We start from the raw sequence: 18,599 nt of genomic DNA, 5'->3' as shown, positions 1-18,599 counted from the left end.
CATACTCCCCGACGAGCCGCGTGCAAGGCAGGCGTCACGGGTACGCCGAAGGGCGACCACCCGGATGGGTGATCGCCCTTGGCGGTGTCCGGCGGCGCGCGGGCGCGCCTGCGGGACGGTGCGGGTCAGGGACCCGCGAGGTGTTACTTGACCGTGACGGAGGCGCCAGCGGCCTTGAGGGACTCGGCAGCCTTGTCAGCGGCCTCCTTGGCGACCTTCTCGAGGACCGGCTTCGGGGTGCCGTCGACGAGGTCCTTGGCCTCCTTCAGACCCAGGGAGGTCAGCTCGCGCACGACCTTGATGACCTGGATCTTCTTCTCGCCAGCACCCTCGAGGATGACGTCGAACTCGTCCTGCTCCTCGACGGCCTCGGCGGCCGGGCCACCGGCGGCGGGGCCGGCAACGGCGACGGCCGCGGCGGCGGTGACGTCGAACTTCTCCTCGAAGGCCTTCACGAACTCGGAGAGCTCGATGAGGGTCATCTCCTCGAACTGGGCGAGCAGGTCTTCCTGGCTGAGCTTCGCCATGATGGGCGATCCTTCCACTAATTCGGCGGGTGCCGGATGTACATGTAGGCGGGCGTACGTTCGGCCCGCTGCGACCGCGCCCCTAGTGGGCCGCGATCAATGCGCGAGCCGAGTTACTCGGCACCGCCCTGCTCGGCGAGCTTGACGCGAAGCGCTTCCGCGGTGCGGACGAGCTTCGACGGCAGCGCCTGGAAGAGCGAGGCAGTCTGGGACTGCTTGCCCTTGAACGCGCCGGCCAGCTTGCTGAGCAGAACCTCGCGGGACTCGAGGTCCGCAAGCTTCTTGATCTCATCGGCGGACAGCGCCTTGCCATCAAGGACACCGCCCTTGATGATCAGGTTCGGGTTCTCCTTGGCGAAGTCACGAAGACCCTTCGCCGACTCCACCGGGTCACCGGTGATGAAGGCAACCGCCGTCGGACCGTTGAACTGGTCGTCGAGCGAAGTGATCCCGGCCTCGTTGGCCGCAATCTTGGTCAGCGTGTTCTTCACCACGGCGTACTGGGCGTTCTCACCGAGCGAACGACGCAGCGTCTTGAGCTGCGCCACGGTGAGACCCCGGTACTCGGTCAGCACGGCGGCGTTCGAGCTGCGGAACTGGTCCGCGAGCTCGGCTACCGCGGCAGCCTTGTCGGGCCTTGCCATAGAGCGTCGGCCTCCTTCCGGGTGATGAGGACCGCTCAGAAGGGGCTGAACAATACGAAACGCCCCGGCGCAGGCGCACGGGGCGTAGCTCAACCAGCTGCACTCAGAAGAGGAACATCCAGGAACTTTCCACGGTCACCTGCGCGGGTCGTCCGCATCCAGCGGATCCTTCGGCCACCGCCCCCTCGATTGAGAGCACGGCAACGACCAGCGGTCTTTGGCTTCTGGGGAAGCGTACGTTACGGGGCCCGGGTCGAGCAAATCCGCTCATAGGGACCCGGCGCGGGCCGTCCGGATCCGTGGCCGTCAGGCGGTGCCGGCGCCGCCCGCGGTGGCGCCGGCGGTGGCACCCTTCATCATCTCGGCAAGGTCGGCGACCTGGTCCGGCTGCGGGGCCCGCACGGTGACCGGCTTGTTGTAGTCCAGGAACTTGACGGTCATGTCCAGCGGGCCCTTGGCGGCCGTGGCCTGCGTCCGGAACTGCTTGGTGTGGTCCTGTCCGTCGATCCACATGTCCATCTGCAGCGAGCCGACGCCCCACTCCTCGTACTGCTTCAGGGACTTCTCCGCGCGGCCCTTGGCGGCGGCGTCCTTCCCCTTGAGGCTGTCGCGCAGCTGGTCGAGGGTGACGGTGCCCGCGTAATGCGTGGTCTTCACGCCGTCGACCGTCTCCTCGCCGATCTTCTTGAGGTCCTTGGCGGCGGTCAGGTTGTTGGACTCCTCGGCCGGGTTCTTGTCCGCCTGGCCGCCGAGGCCGGCCAGGGGGTTGCTGCCACCCTGCTTCCCCAGGGCGGACAGGTCGAGCTTGAACCAGGACTTGCCGTCCACCGGTTCGCCCGCGTTCATGTACATGGCGTTGTCGACGAAGCGGATCTCGAACTCGCCGGACTCGCCCCCGGAGCCGCCCTTGGCCTTCATCTGCATCGCGAGCGGCTTCATGCTCATCGACGCGCTCGCCTCGACGGCGCCGGCGTCGGGCACCTTCCCGGTCATCGTGTACGAGAACGACGTCAGCTCGCTGTTCTTGGCGGCCGCGCGCTTCACAGCCGCCGCGAACGTCGCCTCGGCGGGCTTCCCGGCCGCCTGGTCCGCGGAGCCCTCGGCCGACTTGCCCGCGGCCGGTTTGTCGCCGCCGGAACAGGCGGCGAGGCCGGTGACCAGAACACCGGCCAGCACGGCGGCAGCGGCGTTGCGGTGGATGTGACGCATGTGGATCCCCCCAGGATCTGCTGGTGCCGCGCATCGGTAATGAATCGGCAAACTCCGAAGAGCCTAACCGCTGCCACTGACAAGGGCACACGAAAAAACCGGCCCCCGCTCCTCTGACGAGGTGCGGGGGCCGGTCTCAGTACAGCTCAGCGCGCGAACCCGCGACTGCTGCCGATCCGGAGGATCAGACGGCGGCCGGGTCCTCCTCGACGAGGAGGTTGCGGGTGCGGTTCGAGTCGAGCGCGATACCGGGGCCCATCGTGGTGGTGATGGTCGCCTTCTTGATGTACCGGCCCTTGGCGGCGGACGGCTTCAGACGGAGGATCTCCTCCAGAGCCGCACCGTAGTTCTCCACCAGCTTGGCGTCGTCGAAGGACACCTTGCCGATGATGAAGTGCAGGTTCGAGTGCTTGTCGACGCGGAACTCGATCTTGCCGCCCTTGATCTCCTCGACCGCCTTGGCGACGTCGGGGGTGACCGTACCGGTCTTCGGGTTCGGCATCAGGCCACGGGGACCGAGCACGCGGCCGAGGCGGCCGACCTTGCCCATGAGGTCCGGGGTGGCGACGACGGCGTCGAAGTCCAGACGGCCCTTCGAGACCTCGTCGATGAGCTCGTCGGAGCCGACGATGTCGGCGCCCGCGGCAAGCGCGGCCTCGGCACGGTCGCCGGTCGCGAAGACCAGGACCCGGGCGGTCTTACCGGTGCCGTGCGGGAGGTTCACGGTGCCACGGACCATCTGGTCGGCCTTGCGCGGGTCGACACCCAGGCGGAAGGCGACCTCGACGGTGCCGTCGAACTTGGTCGTGGAGGTCTCCTTGGCGAGACGGACCGCCTCGAGCGGCGCGTACAGCTTGTCCGCGTCGATCTTGGCGTCCGCAGCGCGGAGAGTCTTGCTGCGCTTCACTTCTGCTCCTGTGTGAAGTAACACCATGCGGCTGGCGCCGCGTGGCAGGCATGGAGTCGTGGTGTGGGCCAGCGCATGGCCCTACCACTGGGGGTCAAACGGGGGTGAGCTGAGATCAGCCCTCGACCGTGATGCCCATGGAACGGGCGGTGCCGGCGATGATCTTCGACGCGGCGTCCAGGTCGTTGGCGTTGAGGTCGGCGAGCTTCGTCGTGGCGATCTCGCGGACCTGGGCCTCGGTGATCTTCGCGACCTTGGTCTTGTGCGGCTCGCCGGAGCCCTTCTCGACACCAGCGGCCTTGAGGATCATCTTCGCGGCCGGCGGAGTCTTGGTGATGAAGGTGAAGGAACGGTCCTCGTAGACCGTGATCTCCACCGGGATCACCCAGCCACGCTGCGACTCGGTCGCCGCGTTGTAGGCCTTGCAGAACTCCATGATGTTGACGCCGTGCTGGCCGAGCGCGGGGCCGACCGGCGGGGCCGGGTTCGCCGCACCGGCGTTGATCTGGAGCTTGATAAGCCCCGTGACCTTCTTCTTCTTGGGAGGCATTGCTCTCTCCGGGTCCTAGTGAGAGTGAACCGCCTGCATCCGATCAACCGGATGGAGGCATACCGCACAACGATAACGGGTATAGCTGCGCGGCTAAAAACCGAGCAGGTCAGAGGGGCTGTGAGAGCCCCTCTGACCTGCTCGGAAGTGCTGGTTCCAGAAAGCGCGGGCGGCCGGAGCCGCTAGTTCTTCTGGATCTGGTCGAAGCTGAGCTCGACCGGGGTCTCGCGGCCGAAGATCTCGACGAGGCCCTTGACCTTCTTCGAGTCGGCGTTGATCTCGTTGATGGTCGCCTGCAGCGTCGCGAACGGGCCGTCGGTGACGGTGACCGAGTCGCCCACCTCGAAGTCCAGGACCTGGACCTCGACCTTGCGCTGCGGAGCCGGCTTGCCCTCGGCCTCGGCGGCCTCGCGGGCGGCCTTCTCCTCGGCCTCCGGGGCGAGCATCTTCACGATCTCGTCCAGCGTCAGCGGGTACGGGTCGTAGGCGTTGCCCACGAAGCCGGTGACACCGGGGGTGTTGCGGACGACGCCCCAGGACTCGTTCGTCAGATCCATGCGGACGAGAACGTAACCGGGCAGCTTGTTCTGCCGGACGTTCTTGCGCTCGCCGTTCTTGATCTGGACGATCTCCTCTTCGGGGACCTCGGCCTGGTAGATGAACTCCTCGACGTTCAGCGAGACGGCACGCTGTTCGAGGTTGGCCTTCACACGCTTCTCGTAACCGGCGTACGTGTGGATGACGTACCACTCGCCGGGCAGGAAGCGGAGCTCCTGGCGCAGGGCCTCGACCGGGTCGACGGGGGCGGCGGGCTCCGCCGGCTCCTCTTCCTCGGTGGACTCGTCGGACTCGTCGTCCTCAGCGGCGTCGGCGAGCTCGTCCTCGTCGAAGGCCTCGGCCTCGTCGAGAACGTCGTCCTCGGTGGACTCGGTCGCGGAGGCCTCGACGTCATCGGACTCGACGTGCAGGGCAGCCTCTTCGGCCGCTTCGCCCGCAGCGGCGTCGGCAGCCTCGGCCTCGTCCTCGTCGGCCGCCTCGGTGATCTCGAGCTCGTCCTCGACGGACTCGACCGACTCGATGGCGTCGTTCAGGTTCGGGTCAGACACGGTGGCTGCTTCTTCCTGGCTACAGATGGGGTGGAACATGCGAAAGGGGCGCCGATGAGGGGCGCCCTTCGCTGATCAGCCGAAGACGTACTTGACTACCTGCGAGAAGCCGGAGTCAATCAACGTCACGATGCCAATCATGATGACAACGAACACGATCACGACGGAGGTGTACGTCGTCAGCTGGCTGCGTGTCGGCCAGACAACTTTACGGAGTTCGGCGACGACCTGCCGGTAGAAGAGCGCGAGACGGCCCAGAGGGCCCTTCTTTCCGCGCTTACCGCCCTTGCGGGCCTTCTTCTTCGAATCCTTGGACTCCGCTGCCTCGTCCTGGGCATCAGGCATGTCGATGGAGCCCACGGCGTCCGTCACGCTTCTCACCTGATTCCGGGTCATGGCCGTGCCGCGCCCGGTGGAGCCGCACGGCGGTGCATTGAAGTACGTACATGCGCACACATCCTGGCGAAGGTGTGTGTAGCAGGGCCGGAGGGACTTGAACCCCCAACCGCTGGTTTTGGAGACCAGTGCTCTACCAATTGAGCTACGACCCTTTGTGGTTCCCCCAACCTACCGCATCGAACGATGTGGTCGTTGAGGGCCAACAGCCAGTGAGTGTACGTGGTCAGCGGCCCGGCGTCGAACAGCACGCTCCTGAACACCTTCCGACCGCCCCGGCACCCCTTCCCCGCCCTCCTTGCCAGAGCCTGCTCAAACGCCTGTCCACATGCTGACCGGTCCGTGAAACGCGGGTGCTCCCCTCGGCGGAGGTCTGGGACCATGGCCCGCATGAGCGCTGCAACTCCCCCGCCTTCCTCCCCCACCGAGCGCCGGGTCTCCGCGCGCATCGGTGCCATCTCCGAGTCCGCGACCCTCGCCGTCGACGCCAAGGCCAAGGCCCTCAAGGCCGCCGGGCGTCCGGTCATCGGCTTCGGCGCGGGCGAGCCCGACTTCCCGACGCCCGACTACATCGTCGAGGCCGCGGTCGAGGCCTGTCGCAACCCGAAGTACCACCGCTACACGCCGGCGGGGGGCCTGCCCGAGCTGAAGGCCGCGATCGCCGCGAAGACGCTGCGCGACTCCGGATACGAGGTCGACGCCTCCGAGGTCCTGGTGACCAACGGCGGCAAGCAGGCGATCTACGAGGCCTTCGCCGCGATCCTGGACCCGGGCGACGAGGTCATCGTCCCGGCCCCGTACTGGACCACCTACCCGGAGTCGATCCGGCTCGCGGGCGGCGTGCCGGTGGAGGTTGTGGCCGACGAGACGACCGGGTACCGGGTGTCGGTGGAGCAGCTGGAGGCGGCGCGCACGGAGCGTACGAAGGTCGTCCTGTTCGTCTCCCCGTCCAACCCGACCGGCGCCGTCTACAGCGAGGCCGACGCCGAGGCGATCGGGCGCTGGGCCGTCGAGCACGGCCTGTGGGTCATGACCGACGAGATCTACGAGCACCTGGTGTACGGCAGCGCCGCGTTCACCTCGCTGCCCGCGATCGTGCCCGAGCTGCGCGACAAGTGCATCGTGGTCAACGGCGTCGCCAAGACGTTCGCGATGACCGGCTGGCGGGTCGGGTGGATCATCGGCCCGAAGGACGTCGTGAAGGCCGCGACCAACCTCCAGTCGCACGCGACGTCCAACGTGAGCAACGTGGCCCAGGTCGCCGCCCTCGCGGCCGTCACGGGCAACCTGGACGCCGTCGCGAAGATGCGTGAGGCCTTCGACCGGCGCCGCCAGACCATGGTGCGCATGCTGAGCGAGATCGACGGTGTGGTCTGCCCCACCCCCGAGGGCGCGTTCTACGCCTACCCCTCGGTCAAGGGCCTGCTGGGCAAGGAGATCCGCGGCAAGCGCCCGCAGACCTCCACCGAGCTCGCCGCCCTCATCCTGGACGAGACCGAGGTCGCGGTCGTCCCGGGCGAGGCCTTCGGCACCCCGGGCTACCTGCGGCTCTCCTACGCGCTGGGCGACGAGGACCTCGTCGAGGGCGTCTCGCGCATCCAGAAGCTGCTGGCCGAGGCGCGGGACTAGGTTCCGGGCCGGTCGGCCTCCTGAAGCGGGCCCCTCGGGGCCCGCTTCTGCGTTCGGGGCCGCTCCCGATCGGGGAAAGGGGCTGCCGGATTCCGGCCCGGTGCGGCAAGATCCCTGGATGGAGCACGTTCGCGACGTACGAAACCTGCCGAAGGCCCATCTGCATCTGCACTTCACCGGGTCCATGCGGCCCGCGACCCTGCTTGAGCTCGCCGACAAGTACGGCGTGCGGCTGCCCGAGGCACTGACCGGCGCCGAGCCGCCCAAGCTGCGGGCCACCGACGAGCGCGGCTGGTTCCGCTTCCAGCGGCTCTACGACGCGGCACGGTCCTGTCTGCGCGCCCCCGAGGACATCCAGCGCCTGGTGCGCGAGGCCGCCGAGGAGGACGTCCGGGACGGCTCGGGCTGGCTGGAGATCCAGGTCGACCCCACCTCGTACGCCCCGCTGCTCGGCGGCCTCATCCCGGCCCTGGAGATCATCCTGGACGCGGTCGACTCCGCGTCGCGCGAGACCGGGCTCGGCATGCGCGTGGTGGTCGCGGCGAACCGCATGAAGCACCCCCTGGACGCCCGCACCCTGGCCCGGCTCGCGGTGCGCTACGCCGATCGCGGCGTGGTCGGCTTCGGGCTCTCCAACGACGAACGCCGGGGCATGGCAAGGGACTTCGACCGCGCCTTCGCGATCGCCCGCGAGGGCGGTCTGCTCGCGGCCCCGCACGGCGGCGAGCTCTCCGGCCCGGCCTCCGTGCGCGACTGCCTCGACGACCTGCACGCGCGGCGGGTGGGCCACGGGGTGCGCGCCGCCGAGGACCCCCGGCTCCTGCGCCGCCTGGCCGACAAGGGCGTCACCTGCGAGGTCTGCCCGGCGTCCAACGTCGCCCTCGGCGTGTACGAGAAGCCCGAGGACGTGCCGCTGCGGGTGCTGTACGACGCGGGGGTCCCGATGGCGCTGGGCGCCGACGACCCCCTCCTCTTCGGCTCCCGCCTGGCCGACCAGTACGAGATCGCCCGCCACCACCACGCCTTCGACGACCCCGCCCTGGCCGAACTGGCCCGCCAGTCGATCCGCGCCTCGGCCGCGCCCCCGGACACCCAGAAGCAACTCCTCACGGGAGTGGAGGCGTGGCTGGCCGAGGGGTGAGCCCGCCCGGGGAGCCGACCGCGGCACCTGACATCCCACACCGCCGCACGACAAACCAGCGCCGCCGACTGGTCGCCCCGGCTCGCCCCCCAGCCCCCCAGGGGCGCGGGGAACTGCGCGATCAGCCACGCACGGCCCGCGGACAACGAACCACCCGCGGCAGCACCACACGCACCCCGAGCACAAGAAACCCGGCCCGACCCCCAACCCCCAGGGGCGCGGGGAACTGCGCAAAAAGCAACCGCGGCCCGCGGACAACGAACCGCATCGAGCCGAGAAGCCCCCTACCCCAACCCCCGCAGCAGCGTCCGGGCCGCCCCACGGGCAAACGCGTCCAAGGACTGCGGAGGCCCCCCCGCCTCAGTCATGTCGTACGCGAACGCCCGCTGCGCACACGCCCCCAGCAGCAGCGACGCAGCCGCGTACGTATCCGCGTCGGCCCCCACCCGCCCCGCCCGCTGCTCCGCACGGAGATACGCGTCGACCCACTCCAGCGGCATGTGCGGCCCCGAGCCGAGCTCGCGCAGGGCCTCGTCGTGGCGCCGCTTGAGCTGGGGGTCCGCGTACAGCGAGGCCGCGATCGGGAAGCTCTCCGCGTAGAACAGCGCCGCCTGGCGGGCGATCTCGGTCAGGTTCTCCTCCACCGAGCCGCCCCCCGGCTCCGCCGCGAGCCGTTCGAGCAGCGGCCCCAGCTTCGGCAGCCGCTCCTTCAGGACCGTCACGAACAGGTCCTCCTTGCTCGCGAAGTGCTTGTACAGCGCCGCCTCCGAGCACCCCGCCGCCTTCGCGATCTCCTTCGTCGTGGCGCGGGCGAGGCCGATGGTGTGCATGAGCTCGTGCGCGGCGTCGACGATGCGGACGCGGGCCGGCGGCGACTGCATGGGGGCTCCAACGGGGCTTGACTTGTGGGTGAGTGCTTACCCACTCTAGGGGTGAGTGAATACTTACCCACCCTAGGAGGGTGACGCGATGAGGCTCACTGTTTTCGGTGCCACCGGGGGCATCGGGCAGCAAATCGTCAAGCAGGCGCTGGCCGTCGGCCACGAGGTCACCGCGGTGGTGCGCGACCCGGCCGGGCTCACCGTCACCGGCCCGGGCCTGGCCGTCTTCCAGGCCGACCTGACCGACCCCGAGTCGCTGCGCGAGGCGGTCGCGGGGCGGGACGCGGTCCTGTCCGGGCTCGGCGCCCGCAAGCGCTCGGACGCCGGGATCACCGCGCGGCTCACCCGCTCGGTGCTGGCCGCGATGGAGGCCGAGGGAACCCGGCGCCTCGTCGTCGTGAGCGCGGCGCCGGTCGGCCCCGAGGCCCCCGGCGACGGGTTCCTCGACCGCGGCATGCGGTCCATGATCAGCGCGATCCTGAAGGACGTGTACGCCGATCTGCGCGCCATGGAGGCCGAGTTGGCGGCCAGTGCGACGGACTGGACGTCCGTACGCCCGCCCAAACTCACCGACAAGCCGCTCACCGGCGCGTACCGCCGCGTCATCGGCGGCAACCCCAAGGCGGGCCGGACCATCGCCCGCGCGGACGTGGCCCACGCCATGCTGGCGTGCGTCGGCGACCCCGCGACGGTCAAGCAGGGGGTGGGGGTGGCCTACTGAGCGGGCCCGCCGGGTGATCCGCGGAGCAGGAACGCGGAGGAGCGACACGGGGCGCTCCTCCCCCGCAGGCATATCCGTGGGGTGGGCCCCGCTTCTTAGATCTCCACGCCGACCGCCACCGGCTCGTTGACCAGCGTCACTCCGAAGGCCCGCTCGACTCCCGCGACCACCTCGCGGGCCAGCGCCAGCAGGTCCTCCGTCGTGGCGCCGCCGCGGTTCGTCAGCGCCAGGGTGTGCTTCGTGGAGATGCGGGCCGGGCCGGTCCCGTACCCCTTGGTGAAGCCCGCCTTGTCGATCAGCCAGGCGGCCGAGGTCTTGGTGCGGTCGGCGCCCACGGGCCACGCGGGGGGCGTCACCTCCGCGCCGAGGCGTTCCTGGGCGCGGGCGAGGAAGGCCGCGTACGCCTCGTTGGGGAGGATCGGGTTGGTGAAGAACGAGCCCGCCGACCAGGTGTCGTGGTCCTCCGGGTCGAGCACCATGCCCTTGCCCGCGCGGAGCTTCAGCACGGTCTCGCGGGCGGTGGCGGCGGGGACGCGGTCGCCGGGCTCCACACCGAGGGTGCGGGCGGTCTCGGCGTACTTGACCGGCGCGGAGAGGCCCCCCGCGTCCTCCAGCTCGAAGACGACGCGCAGCACGACGTAGCGGTCGGGGTGCTGCTTGAAGCGGCTGTGGCGGTACGAGAAGTCGCACTCGGCGTTGGTGAGGGTGACGGTGGCGCGGTCGAGGCGGTCGTAGGCGACGACTTGGGTGATGGTGCTGGACACCTCCTGGCCGTACGCCCCGACGTTCTGGATCGGGGTGGCGCCGGCGGAGCCGGGGATTCCGGCGAGGCACTCGATGCCGGCGAGCCCGGCCTCGACGCTCCTGGCCACGGCGTCGCTCCACACTTCGCCCGCGGCGAGTTCGAGGCGGGTGCCGTCGAGGTCGAAGCCTCGGGTGGCGATGCGCAGGGCGGTGCCCGCGAAGCCCTTGTCCCCGATGAGCAGGTTGCTGCCGCCGCCGATGACGAGGAGGGGGGTGCCGGTGTCGTCTGCCTCCCGTACGGCGGCGATGACCTCGGCGTCGGAGGTGGCCGTGACCAGCCGGTCCGCCGGGCCGCCGAGGCGGAGGGTGGTCAGGGGGGCGAGGGGGGCGTCGTGGAGTTCCTGCACGGGGTCCAGCGTACGGGGGCTCCGGGAGAGGGGGTCGCCGCCCTGCGGTCCCGGGGTCCCGGGGTCTTTAGGGTCCCGGGGTCTTAGGGTCCGGTGGACCTGGTGTCCGGGTGGCGTCGCACCGCCGGGGAAGGGCGCCGCCCTGCGGTCGGCAGTGCGGCCGGGTGCGGTGGGCCGGGGTCGCGGCTTCGCCGGTACGTATCGCACCGCCGGAGCGTGGGGGCGTGGACGCGACGGGGTACCTCCTCATACGTCGCGCCGTTCCGCCCACCGAAAAGCCCCCAGAACCAGCGCTCCTCCTTGCGGGGGCACCCCGCCACGTCCCCACCCGACCGAACAGCGCCCGCCCCTGACCCTTTGGTTCCGGTCCAGACACCGCACCACCACGGCGTCCGCCCGCGCAGACATGCACCCGTCCGTGATCCGTTGACTCCGGTCCAGACACCGCACCGCCACGATTCCGTACGGGCACGTCCTGTCCGCGATCCTTTGGGTCGGGTCCGGGCATCGCGCCTCCACAACCCCGCCCAGCCGGACACGCGCCCGCCTGGGCTTCTCCGGTTCTGGACCGGCAACCGCCACCACCCGACCGGACAAGCACCCGCAGCCCGTGCTCCTTCATGCTCGTGCGGGCAACCCGCGCTCCCGGCAGCTATTGCTCACTCCCCTGGCATACCCGTCAGCGCCAGGCCGCCAGCGAACCACTACCACCCACCAGTCCCCCACGCTTTCCAAGCGAGCAGAACGGGCGGGCGGGTGGGAAAGCATCTGTCCGCCGCAGGCGGGCGCCCCACCACCGGCGCCCGGGCCGCAACGAACCCCAGTCCGCCACGCTTTCCAAGCGAGCAGAACGGGTGGGCGGGCGGGAAAGTATCTGTCCGCCGCAGGCGAACCCCGCCCGCCCGGGGTGACGGGCGGACAGGGCCCCGTCGTACCCCCCTCAGCCCACCAACTCCCGCACCTCTTCCCGGGCCACCCCAGAGGGCGCGGACGGAGTGCGGCGGGGGAGGAGCAGGGCGGAGGCTGCGGCCGCCGCGACTACGCCCGCGCCCACCCAGAGCGCGGGGGCGAGGCCGTCCACGAAGGCCTGCGCCGACCCGTACCCGCCCTGCGCGGAGAACACCGAGGCCAGCACCGCGATGCCGAGCGCGCCGCCCACCTCCCGCAGCGCGTTGTTCGCGCCGGAGGCGATGCCCTGTTCCGAGGGACGCACGCTGGACATCACCAGGTTCGCGGCCGGTGCGAAGTACAGGCCCATCCCGATGCCGCTGACGATCAGTGCCGGAAGCTGCGCCCCGTACGAGACATGCGGCGAGAGGATCACGGCGAACCACCCGAGACCCACCGCCTGGAGCGCGAGGCCCGTCGCCACGACAGGCCGACCGCCGATCCGGTCGGACAGGAACCCCGCGAGCGGCGCGGCGATCATGGGCATGCCGGTCCACGGCAGCATCCGCAGACCTGCCTCGGTGGGCGAGTAGCCGATCACGTTCTGCAGGAACTGGCTGAGCAGGAAGATCGAGCCGAACATCCCCACGAACATCAGCAGGCTCGCCGCGTTGATCCCGGAGAACGCCCTGCTGCGGAACAGCCGCATCGGCAGCATCGGGTTCGCGCTGCGCATGCCGTGTGCCACGAAGCCCGCCAGGAGAACGCCCCCGGCGATCAGACCCGTGAGCACGGTCGCGCTGGTCCAGCCGTCCGGGTTGCCCCGGATCAGCGCGTACACGATCCCGAAGAGCCCGCCGCTCGCCAGCAGCGTGCCCACGATGTCGAGCGGGGCGCCCGTGCCGTACGACTCGTTCAGGCGCAGCCGGGCCAGCGGAAGGGTGATCAGACCGAGTGGAACGTTCAGCCAGAAGATCCACTGCCAGGACACGTGCTCGGTGAGGCTGCCGCCGATCAGCGGGCCCGAGGCCACCGCGAGGCCGTTCACCGCGCCCCAGATGCCGTACATCAGCCCGCGCTTGGCGGCGGGCACGGCCGCGGTCAGCAGCGTGAGCGTGAGCGGCATCATGATCGCGGCGCCGACCCCCTGTATCCCGCGGGCCGCGATCAGCCCGTTGATCCCCGGCGCCAGCGCCGCGCCGGCCGAGGCCCCGGTGAAGATCGTCAGCCCGGTGATGAAGAGCCTGCGGCGGCCGAAGCGGTCACCCAGCGCCGCCCCGAACATCAGCAGTACCGCGAAGGTGAGGGTGTACGCGCTGACCGTCCATTCGAGGTCGTCCAGCGCTCCCCCGAGGTCCTTGCGGATCGAGGGCAGCGCGGTGGTCACGACGAGGTTGTCCAGGGCCGCCATGAACCCCGCCACGCTGGTGATCACCAGCGCCCAGCCCGCGCCCCCGCGCCGTGGCCGGGCTTCCCGCTCCGTCTTCTCCGACATCGCATCCCCTTGGGTTAGTAATTGATGACTAACTTCTGTGCGCAGGAAAGGCGCGCCCCCTCAAGACCGGCTTACGCCGTGCCGGGACGCTTCGGCTGGGCCGACTCGTAGAAGCCCTTCCAGACCCGGTCCTCGGGCGGGAATCCCAGCGCCACCAGGGTGTTGATGAGCATCCCGTACGCCAGGAACGTCGTCGTCTCGGCCGGATCGGCGCCCAGCGCCAGGTGGACCGTGTCGTACAGCTCCGTCCAGCCCGCCCGCACCGCCCTGCTGAACTCGTGGTCCCCGGCCGCCTCCGCGGAGGCCGCGGCCACATAGATCTGCATCTGCAGGAGCAGCTTGTCGCGGTCCTCGGCGATCAGGGTCTGGTAGGCCTCGGCCATCGCGGACAGCGCCGCCTCGCCGTCCAGCCCCTCGGACGCGGCCCGGAACACCGCGATCGTCTCCGCGATGCACCGGTCGGACGCCGCGAGGAAGATGGCCTGCTTGTTCGGGAAGAGGCGGAAGAGGTACGGCTGTGAGACGCCCACCCGCTTGGCGATCACCTCGGTGGACGTGCCGTGATAGCCACCGCGGGCGAATTCCACCATCGCCGCGCGAATGACGCTCTCGCGCCGCTCCTCTGCGCTCATCCTGACCATGGATATTAAGTTAGTGGTCGATTACTAAGTTCGTCAATCGCGTGGCGGGCGCGGCCCCCTCCGGGGAGGCCGCGCCCGGCGGCTCAGGCCAGGCGTACGACCGCCCGGGACATCCCGAGCACCTTCTGGCCCGCGCTCATCGCCGTCAGGTCGACGCGTACCGTGCGCGCCTCGTCGTCCAGCTTCGCCGCCACCTTGGCGCTGACCTCGATCAGCGCACCGGTCTCGTCGTTGGGGACGACGACCGGCTTGGTGAAGCGGACGCCGTACTCGGTCACCGCGCCCGGGTCACCGACCCAGTCGGTCACCACGCGTGCCGCCGCCGCCATCGTGAACATGCCGTGCGCGATGACGTCGGGCAGCCCGACCTCCTTCGCGAACTTCTCGTTCCAGTGGATCGGGTTGAAGTCGCCGGAGGCACCCGCGTACTGGACCAGTGTGGCGCGACTCACGGGGAAGGACTGGGCCGGCAGCTCGGTGCCGGGCTCCACGTCCTCGTAACGGATCTTCGCTGTCATCTGCGTCACGCCCCCTCGGCCGCTCGGGACACCAGCTTGGTCCAGGCGGTCACGACGTGTTCGCCGGCCTCGTCGTGGACCTCGCCCCGGATGTCCAGGATGTCGTTGCCCGCCATGGACTTGATCGCCTCGATGGTCGAGGTGACGGTCAGCCGGTCGCCCGCGCGCACCGGGCGGCTGTACGCGAACTTCTGGTCGCCGTGCACCACCCTGCTGTAGTCCAGACCCAGCTGCGGGTCCTGGACGACCTGGCCCGCCGCGCTGAACGTGATGGCGAACACGAAGGTCGGCGGCGCGATCACATCGGTGTGCCCCAGCGACTTGGCGGCCTCCGGGTCGGTGTACGCGGGGTTCTCGTCCCCGATCGCCACGGCGAACTCGCGGATCTTCTCGCGGCCGACCTCGTACGGGGCGGTGGGCGGATAGGTCCGCCCCACGAAGGACTGGTCGAGCGCCATCGGCTGGCTACCTCCTGCGAATGAGGAATGGGGTGCTGGCTTCGTACGCCGAAAGGCCGCTCCCCGGTGTGGGGAACGGCCTCTCGAACGAGCCTGAGTGCCAGACGCCGTGGTTAGCGGGTCTCGCGGTGCGCAGTGTGCGAGTTGCAGCGCGGGCAGTGCTTCTTCATCTCAAGACGGTCCGGGTTGTTACGCCGGTTCTTCTTGGTGATGTAGTTCCGCTCCTTGCACTCCACGCAGGCCAGCGTGATCTTCGGGCGGACGTCGGTGGCAGCCACGTGAGTGCTCCTTGACGGACGGGTTGACGGATGAACGCAAAAAAGAGTAGCCGATCGAAGGACCGACCCCACAATCGGCTACCGTGTGTAGCGGTGACCGGACTTGAACCGGTGACACAGCGATTATGAGCCGCTTGCTCTACCGACTGAGCTACACCGCTTTGACACGGAGTCCCTCACCCGAAGGTGAGGGCTTCCGCACCAGAGCCCCAATACGGAATCGAACCGTAGACCTTCTCCTTACCATGGAGACGCTCTACCGACTGAGCTATTGGGGCGAGCGAGGAAGACATTACACGGTCCTTCGCCGATCGCCCAAATCCGTTTCCCGCCGCTCAGCGGGCGGCCTCCCGGGGCCCCGCCCCACCGGTCTCGTAGGCCACTCAGGGCCACACCGGTACGACTATTTCGCTCCTCCTCGATGCGCGGGTTGGGCGCCCCTAGGCTCGCCTCACGCTGCGTGATCATGCCCGCCCGAGCCCGATCACCCGAGCCCGATCAGGAGCGCGATGTCCGACAGCCACCAGCAGCCGGCCCACTCCCCCGGCACCGGCGAAGGCCCCGACCCCGCCCCCGGCTCCTCCCTGCTGCTGTGCGGCGCCCGGCTCGCCGACGGCCGCACCGTGGACGTGCGGCTCGGCGGCGGTCGCATCGAGGCCGTCGGCACCGCGGGCAGCCTCACCGCCAACGGCTCCTCCCGCGTCGACCTGAACGGCTTCCTGCTGCTGCCCGCCCCCGCCGAGCCGCACGCCCACAGCGACACCGCCCTGACCGCCTTCAGCGCGGAGGGGCCGGTCTCGTACGCCGTCGAGGAGGTCCAGCGCCGGGCCACCGAGGCCGCCCTGCTCCAGCTCGGGCACGGCGCCACCGCGCTGCGCTCGCACGTGCGCATCGACGAGGTGAGCGGCCTAGACCCGCTGGAGGCGGTGCTCCAGACGCGCCGCTCGCTGCGCGGCCTCACCGAGCTCGCGGTGGTCGCCGTGCCCCGGCTGCTCACCGGGGTGGCCGGCGCGGACGGGCTCGCCATGCTGCGCGACGCGGTGAAGATGGGCGCCTCCGTGGTCGGCGGCTGCCCCGATCTCGACGCCGACCCGGCCGGCTACGCGGAAGCCGTCCTGGAGCTCGCCGCCGAGCACGGCTGCCCGGTCGACCTGCACACCGACGGCTCCGACCCGGCGCGGCTGGCCCGGCTCGCGGCCATGTCCGGCGGGCTGCGCCCCGGCGTCGTGATCGGCCCCTGCGGCGGCCTCTCCCGCCTCCCGCGCGACACCGCGGCCCGCGCCGCCGACCAACTCGCCTCCGCGGGCGTCGCGGTGACCTGCCTGCCCCAAGGCGGCTGCGGCATGACGGACCGTCAAGGCGCCGCTCCTGTACGCCTGTTGAAGGCAGCGGGAGTCCGACTGGCCGCCGGGAGCGGCGCGTTGCGCGACGTCTCCAACCCGGTCGGCCGGGGCGACCCCCTGGAGGCCGCCTACCTCCTCGCCTCCCAGGCCTGCCTGCGCCCCGAGGACGCGTACGCGGCGGTCAGCTCGGTGGCCCGCGAGACGATGGGGCTGCCCGAGGTGCGCGTCGAGGCGGGCTTCCCGGCCGAACTGCTCGCCGTACGGGGCGAGCGCATCGCGGGTGCCCTCTCGCTCGCCTACAGCCGCATCGTCATCCACCGGGGCAGGGTGGTGGCCCGCACGAGCGCGGTGCGCGAGTACTGCGACTCGGCGGCGGCGGTCGCCCTGGACCTGCCCCGCCAGGGCCGGCCCGACCCCGGGCGCGGCGAGACCGGGTGACGAGTCGGCCGCTCCGCCAGCGGGCGGCGGCATCTCCGCGTACCGTCGGGAGCATGCGCATTGTCATCGCTGGAGGTCATGGTCAGATCGCGCTGCGGCTCGAACGGCTGCTCGCGGCGCGCGGCGACGAGGTCGTGGGCATCATCCGCAAACCGGAACAGTCGGACGACCTGCGGGACGCCGGCGCGGAGCCGGTCGTACTCGATCTGGAGTCCGCGACGGTGGACGCCGTCGCCGAGGTGCTGCGGGGCGCGGACGCGGTGGTGTTCGCGGCGGGCGCGGGCCCGGGCAGCGACGCCGCCCGCAAGGAGACGGTGGACCGGGCCGCGGCCGTCCTGCTCGCCGACGCGGCCGAACGCGCGGGTGTACGCCGCTACGTGATCGTGTCGTCGATGGGCGCGAACGCGGCGCACCGCGGCGACGGCGTGTTCGACGCCTATCTGCGCGCGAAGGGCGCCGCCGACGACGCCATCCGCTCCCGCACCGCCCTGGACTGGACGGTCCTGCGCCCCGGCTCGCTGACCAACGACGCGGGCCGCGGCCTGGTCTCCCTGGCCGCCTCGACCGGCCACGGCGCGATCCCCCGCGACGACGTGGCCGCCACCCTGGCCGAACTCCTCGACACCCCCGCGACAGCGGGCCTGACCCTGGAACTGATCACCGGCTCCTCGCCGCTGGCGGTCGCGGTGAAGGGCGTGGCGGGCAACTGAGCCCCCGGGCCCCTGGCATCCGTACGGCGTCCGGCCCGGGTGAGCTGCCTCACTCCGGGCCGGAGGCCGTACGGAAGGCGTGAAACGAAGAAACCCCTGGACTTCTGCGTGTCGCAGAAGACCAGGGGTTTCACCCACTGTGGCGGCGCCAGGATTCGAACCTGGGTAGGCAGAGCCGACGGATTTACAGTCCGTTCCCATTGGCCACTCGGGCACACCGCCATGGGATGTCGCCGTTGGATTCCCGCTTTCGGCGGTGCTCCGTGGCAACGACGTAAACGATACCCGATGCCCAGGGGTGCTTCGCCACCCCATTGATCAGCGCTGTGGCGGGCACGGGGTGACTAGGCTTTGGGGCGGTGGTTCGGCAGTGGGGCCGGGTCGCCGCGCGCTCGGCCGCAGGGCTGGTGCGCACCCACACGCACCCGATCCAAGGAGCCACAGGACATGGCCGACTCCAGTTTCGACATCGTCTCGAAGGTCGAGCGGCAGGAGGTCGACAACGCCCTCAACCAGGCCGCGAAGGAGATCTCGCAGCGTTACGACTTCAAGGGCACGGACGCCTCGATCTCGTGGTCCGGCGAGAAGATCCTGATGCAGGCGAACGGCGAGGAGCGGGTCAAGGCGATCCTCGACATCTTCGAGACCAAGCTGATCAAGCGCGGCATCTCGCTGAAGTCGCTGGACGCGGGCGAGCCGCAGCTGTCCGGCAAGGAGTACAAGATCTTCGCCTCCATCGAGGAGGGCATCTCCCAGGAGAACGCCAAGAAGGTCGCGAAGGTCATCCGCGACGAGGGCCCCAAGGGCGTCAAGGCGCAGGTCCAGGGCGACGAGCTCCGCGTCTCCTCCAAGAGCCGCGACGACCTCCAGGCGGTCCAGGCCCTGCTCAAGGGCAAGGACTTCGACTTCGCCATCCAGTTCGTGAACTACCGCTGAGCCCGCTCGCCCCGGCCCCGGACGCGGTGTCC

The 18,599-nt window shown here is 70.3% G+C and carries 20 protein-coding genes and 4 tRNA genes; 6 read left to right on the top strand and 18 right to left on the bottom strand.

Features of this window, described 5'->3' with window-relative positions; all coding sequences use genetic code 11:
* Window positions 1-143: 143 nt before the first annotated feature.
* The 8 genes from rplL to AC07F3_RS39765 all read right to left on the bottom strand — a co-directional run bounded on the left by rplL (window position 144) and on the right by AC07F3_RS39765 (window position 5,494).
* Window positions 144-527 (bottom strand): 50S ribosomal protein L7/L12, encoded by a 384-nt coding sequence (gene rplL, locus AC07F3_RS39800; RefSeq protein ID WP_114037213.1) that lies wholly within the window; start codon window positions 525-527, stop codon window positions 144-146.
* Window positions 528-640: 113 nt separating this feature from the next.
* Entirely contained in the window at window positions 641-1,171 is a 531-nt protein-coding gene (gene rplJ / locus AC07F3_RS39795) for a 50S ribosomal protein L10 (protein ID WP_479119812.1), read from the bottom strand.
* A gap of 306 nt (window positions 1,172-1,477) precedes the next feature.
* On the bottom strand, window positions 1,478-2,380 hold the full coding sequence (locus tag AC07F3_RS39790) for an SCO4651 family lipoprotein (protein WP_479119811.1): 903 nt from the start codon (window positions 2,378-2,380) through the stop codon (window positions 1,478-1,480).
* 184 nt (window positions 2,381-2,564) lie between these two features.
* Complete coding sequence (gene rplA / locus AC07F3_RS39785; protein ID WP_189389527.1) at window positions 2,565-3,287, bottom strand: 50S ribosomal protein L1; 723 nt, start codon at window positions 3,285-3,287, stop codon at window positions 2,565-2,567.
* A gap of 115 nt (window positions 3,288-3,402) precedes the next feature.
* Window positions 3,403-3,837 carry a 50S ribosomal protein L11 gene (rplK, locus tag AC07F3_RS39780; protein WP_053731185.1) on the bottom strand — a complete coding sequence of 145 codons (435 nt, stop codon included), beginning with the start codon at window positions 3,835-3,837 and terminating at the stop codon, window positions 3,403-3,405.
* Between the two features lie 182 nt (window positions 3,838-4,019).
* On the bottom strand, window positions 4,020-4,943 hold the full coding sequence (gene nusG / locus AC07F3_RS39775) for a transcription termination/antitermination protein NusG (RefSeq protein WP_479119810.1): 924 nt from the start codon (window positions 4,941-4,943) through the stop codon (window positions 4,020-4,022).
* Between the two features lie 75 nt (window positions 4,944-5,018).
* Window positions 5,019-5,315, bottom strand: coding sequence for a preprotein translocase subunit SecE (gene secE, locus AC07F3_RS39770; RefSeq protein WP_053731183.1), 297 nt, complete (start codon window positions 5,313-5,315; stop codon window positions 5,019-5,021).
* A gap of 106 nt (window positions 5,316-5,421) precedes the next feature.
* Window positions 5,422-5,494: transfer RNA gene (locus AC07F3_RS39765), tRNA-Trp, on the bottom strand.
* Between the two features lie 235 nt (window positions 5,495-5,729).
* Between AC07F3_RS39765 and AC07F3_RS39760 the strand changes: the two genes are divergently transcribed.
* Entirely contained in the window at window positions 5,730-6,968 is a 1,239-nt protein-coding gene (locus tag AC07F3_RS39760; protein ID WP_479119809.1) for a pyridoxal phosphate-dependent aminotransferase, read from the top strand.
* A 118-nt stretch (window positions 6,969-7,086) separates the two neighbouring features.
* Window positions 7,087-8,109: an adenosine deaminase gene (locus AC07F3_RS39755; protein WP_479119808.1), complete on the top strand. Its 1,023-nt coding sequence runs from the start codon at window positions 7,087-7,089 to the stop codon at window positions 8,107-8,109.
* Between the two features lie 284 nt (window positions 8,110-8,393).
* Here the strand turns inward: AC07F3_RS39755 and AC07F3_RS39750 are convergent, their stop codons facing one another.
* Complete coding sequence (locus AC07F3_RS39750; protein WP_479119807.1) at window positions 8,394-8,990, bottom strand: TetR/AcrR family transcriptional regulator; 597 nt, start codon at window positions 8,988-8,990, stop codon at window positions 8,394-8,396.
* Between the two features lie 88 nt (window positions 8,991-9,078).
* Here AC07F3_RS39750 and AC07F3_RS39745 point away from each other — a divergent pair, with 88 nt between their 5' ends.
* A complete protein-coding gene (locus AC07F3_RS39745) occupies window positions 9,079-9,711 on the top strand; it encodes an NAD(P)-dependent oxidoreductase (protein WP_479119805.1) in 633 nt (210 codons plus the stop codon).
* Between the two features lie 95 nt (window positions 9,712-9,806).
* On the opposite strand, the gene AC07F3_RS39740 is transcribed toward AC07F3_RS39745, so the two are convergent.
* The 8 genes from AC07F3_RS39740 to AC07F3_RS39705 all read right to left on the bottom strand — a co-directional run bounded on the left by AC07F3_RS39740 (window position 9,807) and on the right by AC07F3_RS39705 (window position 15,418).
* Window positions 9,807-10,862 carry a UDP-N-acetylmuramate dehydrogenase gene (locus AC07F3_RS39740; RefSeq protein WP_479119804.1) on the bottom strand — a complete coding sequence of 352 codons (1,056 nt, stop codon included), beginning with the start codon at window positions 10,860-10,862 and terminating at the stop codon, window positions 9,807-9,809.
* Window positions 10,863-11,802: 940 nt separating this feature from the next.
* Window positions 11,803-13,245: a DHA2 family efflux MFS transporter permease subunit gene (locus AC07F3_RS39735; protein WP_479119802.1), complete on the bottom strand. Its 1,443-nt coding sequence runs from the start codon at window positions 13,243-13,245 to the stop codon at window positions 11,803-11,805.
* Window positions 13,246-13,316: 71 nt separating this feature from the next.
* Window positions 13,317-13,886 carry a TetR/AcrR family transcriptional regulator gene (locus tag AC07F3_RS39730; protein ID WP_479119801.1) on the bottom strand — a complete coding sequence of 190 codons (570 nt, stop codon included), beginning with the start codon at window positions 13,884-13,886 and terminating at the stop codon, window positions 13,317-13,319.
* Window positions 13,887-13,969: 83 nt separating this feature from the next.
* A complete protein-coding gene (locus tag AC07F3_RS39725; RefSeq protein WP_479119800.1) occupies window positions 13,970-14,404 on the bottom strand; it encodes a MaoC family dehydratase in 435 nt (144 codons plus the stop codon).
* 5 nt (window positions 14,405-14,409) lie between these two features.
* Entirely contained in the window at window positions 14,410-14,862 is a 453-nt protein-coding gene (locus tag AC07F3_RS39720) for an FAS1-like dehydratase domain-containing protein (RefSeq protein ID WP_479119799.1), read from the bottom strand.
* Window positions 14,863-14,975: 113 nt separating this feature from the next.
* Window positions 14,976-15,140: a 50S ribosomal protein L33 gene (gene rpmG / locus AC07F3_RS39715; RefSeq protein ID WP_003956487.1), complete on the bottom strand. Its 165-nt coding sequence runs from the start codon at window positions 15,138-15,140 to the stop codon at window positions 14,976-14,978.
* 88 nt (window positions 15,141-15,228) lie between these two features.
* Window positions 15,229-15,301: transfer RNA gene (locus AC07F3_RS39710), tRNA-Met, on the bottom strand.
* A 44-nt stretch (window positions 15,302-15,345) separates the two neighbouring features.
* Window positions 15,346-15,418, bottom strand: a tRNA-Thr gene (locus tag AC07F3_RS39705).
* 231 nt (window positions 15,419-15,649) lie between these two features.
* On the opposite strand from AC07F3_RS39705, the gene AC07F3_RS39700 reads away from it, so the two are divergent.
* A complete protein-coding gene (locus AC07F3_RS39700) occupies window positions 15,650-16,921 on the top strand; it encodes an amidohydrolase family protein (protein ID WP_479119797.1) in 1,272 nt (423 codons plus the stop codon).
* A 53-nt stretch (window positions 16,922-16,974) separates the two neighbouring features.
* Entirely contained in the window at window positions 16,975-17,631 is a 657-nt protein-coding gene (locus tag AC07F3_RS39695) for an SDR family oxidoreductase (RefSeq protein WP_479119795.1), read from the top strand.
* Window positions 17,632-17,771: 140 nt separating this feature from the next.
* Here the strand turns inward: AC07F3_RS39695 and AC07F3_RS39690 are convergent.
* Window positions 17,772-17,853 (bottom strand) — tRNA-Tyr (locus AC07F3_RS39690).
* 225 nt (window positions 17,854-18,078) lie between these two features.
* Between AC07F3_RS39690 and AC07F3_RS39685 the strand changes: the two genes are divergently transcribed.
* Complete coding sequence (locus tag AC07F3_RS39685; protein WP_100578076.1) at window positions 18,079-18,567, top strand: YajQ family cyclic di-GMP-binding protein; 489 nt, start codon at window positions 18,079-18,081, stop codon at window positions 18,565-18,567.
* Window positions 18,568-18,599: the final 32 nt, after the last annotated feature.

The organism is Streptomyces sp. NPDC045846, assembly GCF_056431605.1.
This window is presented reverse-complemented; position numbering and strand designations above follow the sequence as displayed.

Excerpts from the sequence above, each read along its gene's own strand:
- rplL (WP_114037213.1), bottom strand. The coding sequence starts at position 527 with ATGGCGAAGCTCAGCCAGGAAGACCTGCTCGCCCAGTTCGAGGAGATG.
- rplJ (WP_479119812.1), bottom strand. The coding sequence starts at position 1,171 with ATGGCAAGGCCCGACAAGGCTGCCGCGGTAGCCGAGCTCGCGGACCAG.
- AC07F3_RS39790 (WP_479119811.1), bottom strand. The coding sequence starts at position 2,380 with ATGCGTCACATCCACCGCAACGCCGCTGCCGCCGTGCTGGCCGGTGTT.
- rplK (WP_053731185.1), bottom strand. The coding sequence starts at position 3,837 with ATGCCTCCCAAGAAGAAGAAGGTCACGGGGCTTATCAAGCTCCAGATC.
- AC07F3_RS39760 (WP_479119809.1), top strand. The coding sequence starts at position 5,730 with ATGAGCGCTGCAACTCCCCCGCCTTCCTCCCCCACCGAGCGCCGGGTC.
- AC07F3_RS39755 (WP_479119808.1), top strand. The coding sequence starts at position 7,087 with ATGGAGCACGTTCGCGACGTACGAAACCTGCCGAAGGCCCATCTGCAT.
- AC07F3_RS39750 (WP_479119807.1), bottom strand. The coding sequence starts at position 8,990 with ATGCAGTCGCCGCCGGCCCGCGTCCGCATCGTCGACGCCGCGCACGAG.
- AC07F3_RS39745 (WP_479119805.1), top strand. The coding sequence starts at position 9,079 with ATGAGGCTCACTGTTTTCGGTGCCACCGGGGGCATCGGGCAGCAAATC.
- AC07F3_RS39735 (WP_479119802.1), bottom strand. The coding sequence starts at position 13,245 with ATGTCGGAGAAGACGGAGCGGGAAGCCCGGCCACGGCGCGGGGGCGCG.
- AC07F3_RS39730 (WP_479119801.1), bottom strand. The coding sequence starts at position 13,886 with ATGGTCAGGATGAGCGCAGAGGAGCGGCGCGAGAGCGTCATTCGCGCG.
- AC07F3_RS39725 (WP_479119800.1), bottom strand. The coding sequence starts at position 14,404 with ATGACAGCGAAGATCCGTTACGAGGACGTGGAGCCCGGCACCGAGCTG.
- AC07F3_RS39720 (WP_479119799.1), bottom strand. The coding sequence starts at position 14,862 with ATGGCGCTCGACCAGTCCTTCGTGGGGCGGACCTATCCGCCCACCGCC.
- AC07F3_RS39700 (WP_479119797.1), top strand. The coding sequence starts at position 15,650 with ATGTCCGACAGCCACCAGCAGCCGGCCCACTCCCCCGGCACCGGCGAA.
- AC07F3_RS39695 (WP_479119795.1), top strand. The coding sequence starts at position 16,975 with ATGCGCATTGTCATCGCTGGAGGTCATGGTCAGATCGCGCTGCGGCTC.
- AC07F3_RS39685 (WP_100578076.1), top strand. The coding sequence starts at position 18,079 with ATGGCCGACTCCAGTTTCGACATCGTCTCGAAGGTCGAGCGGCAGGAG.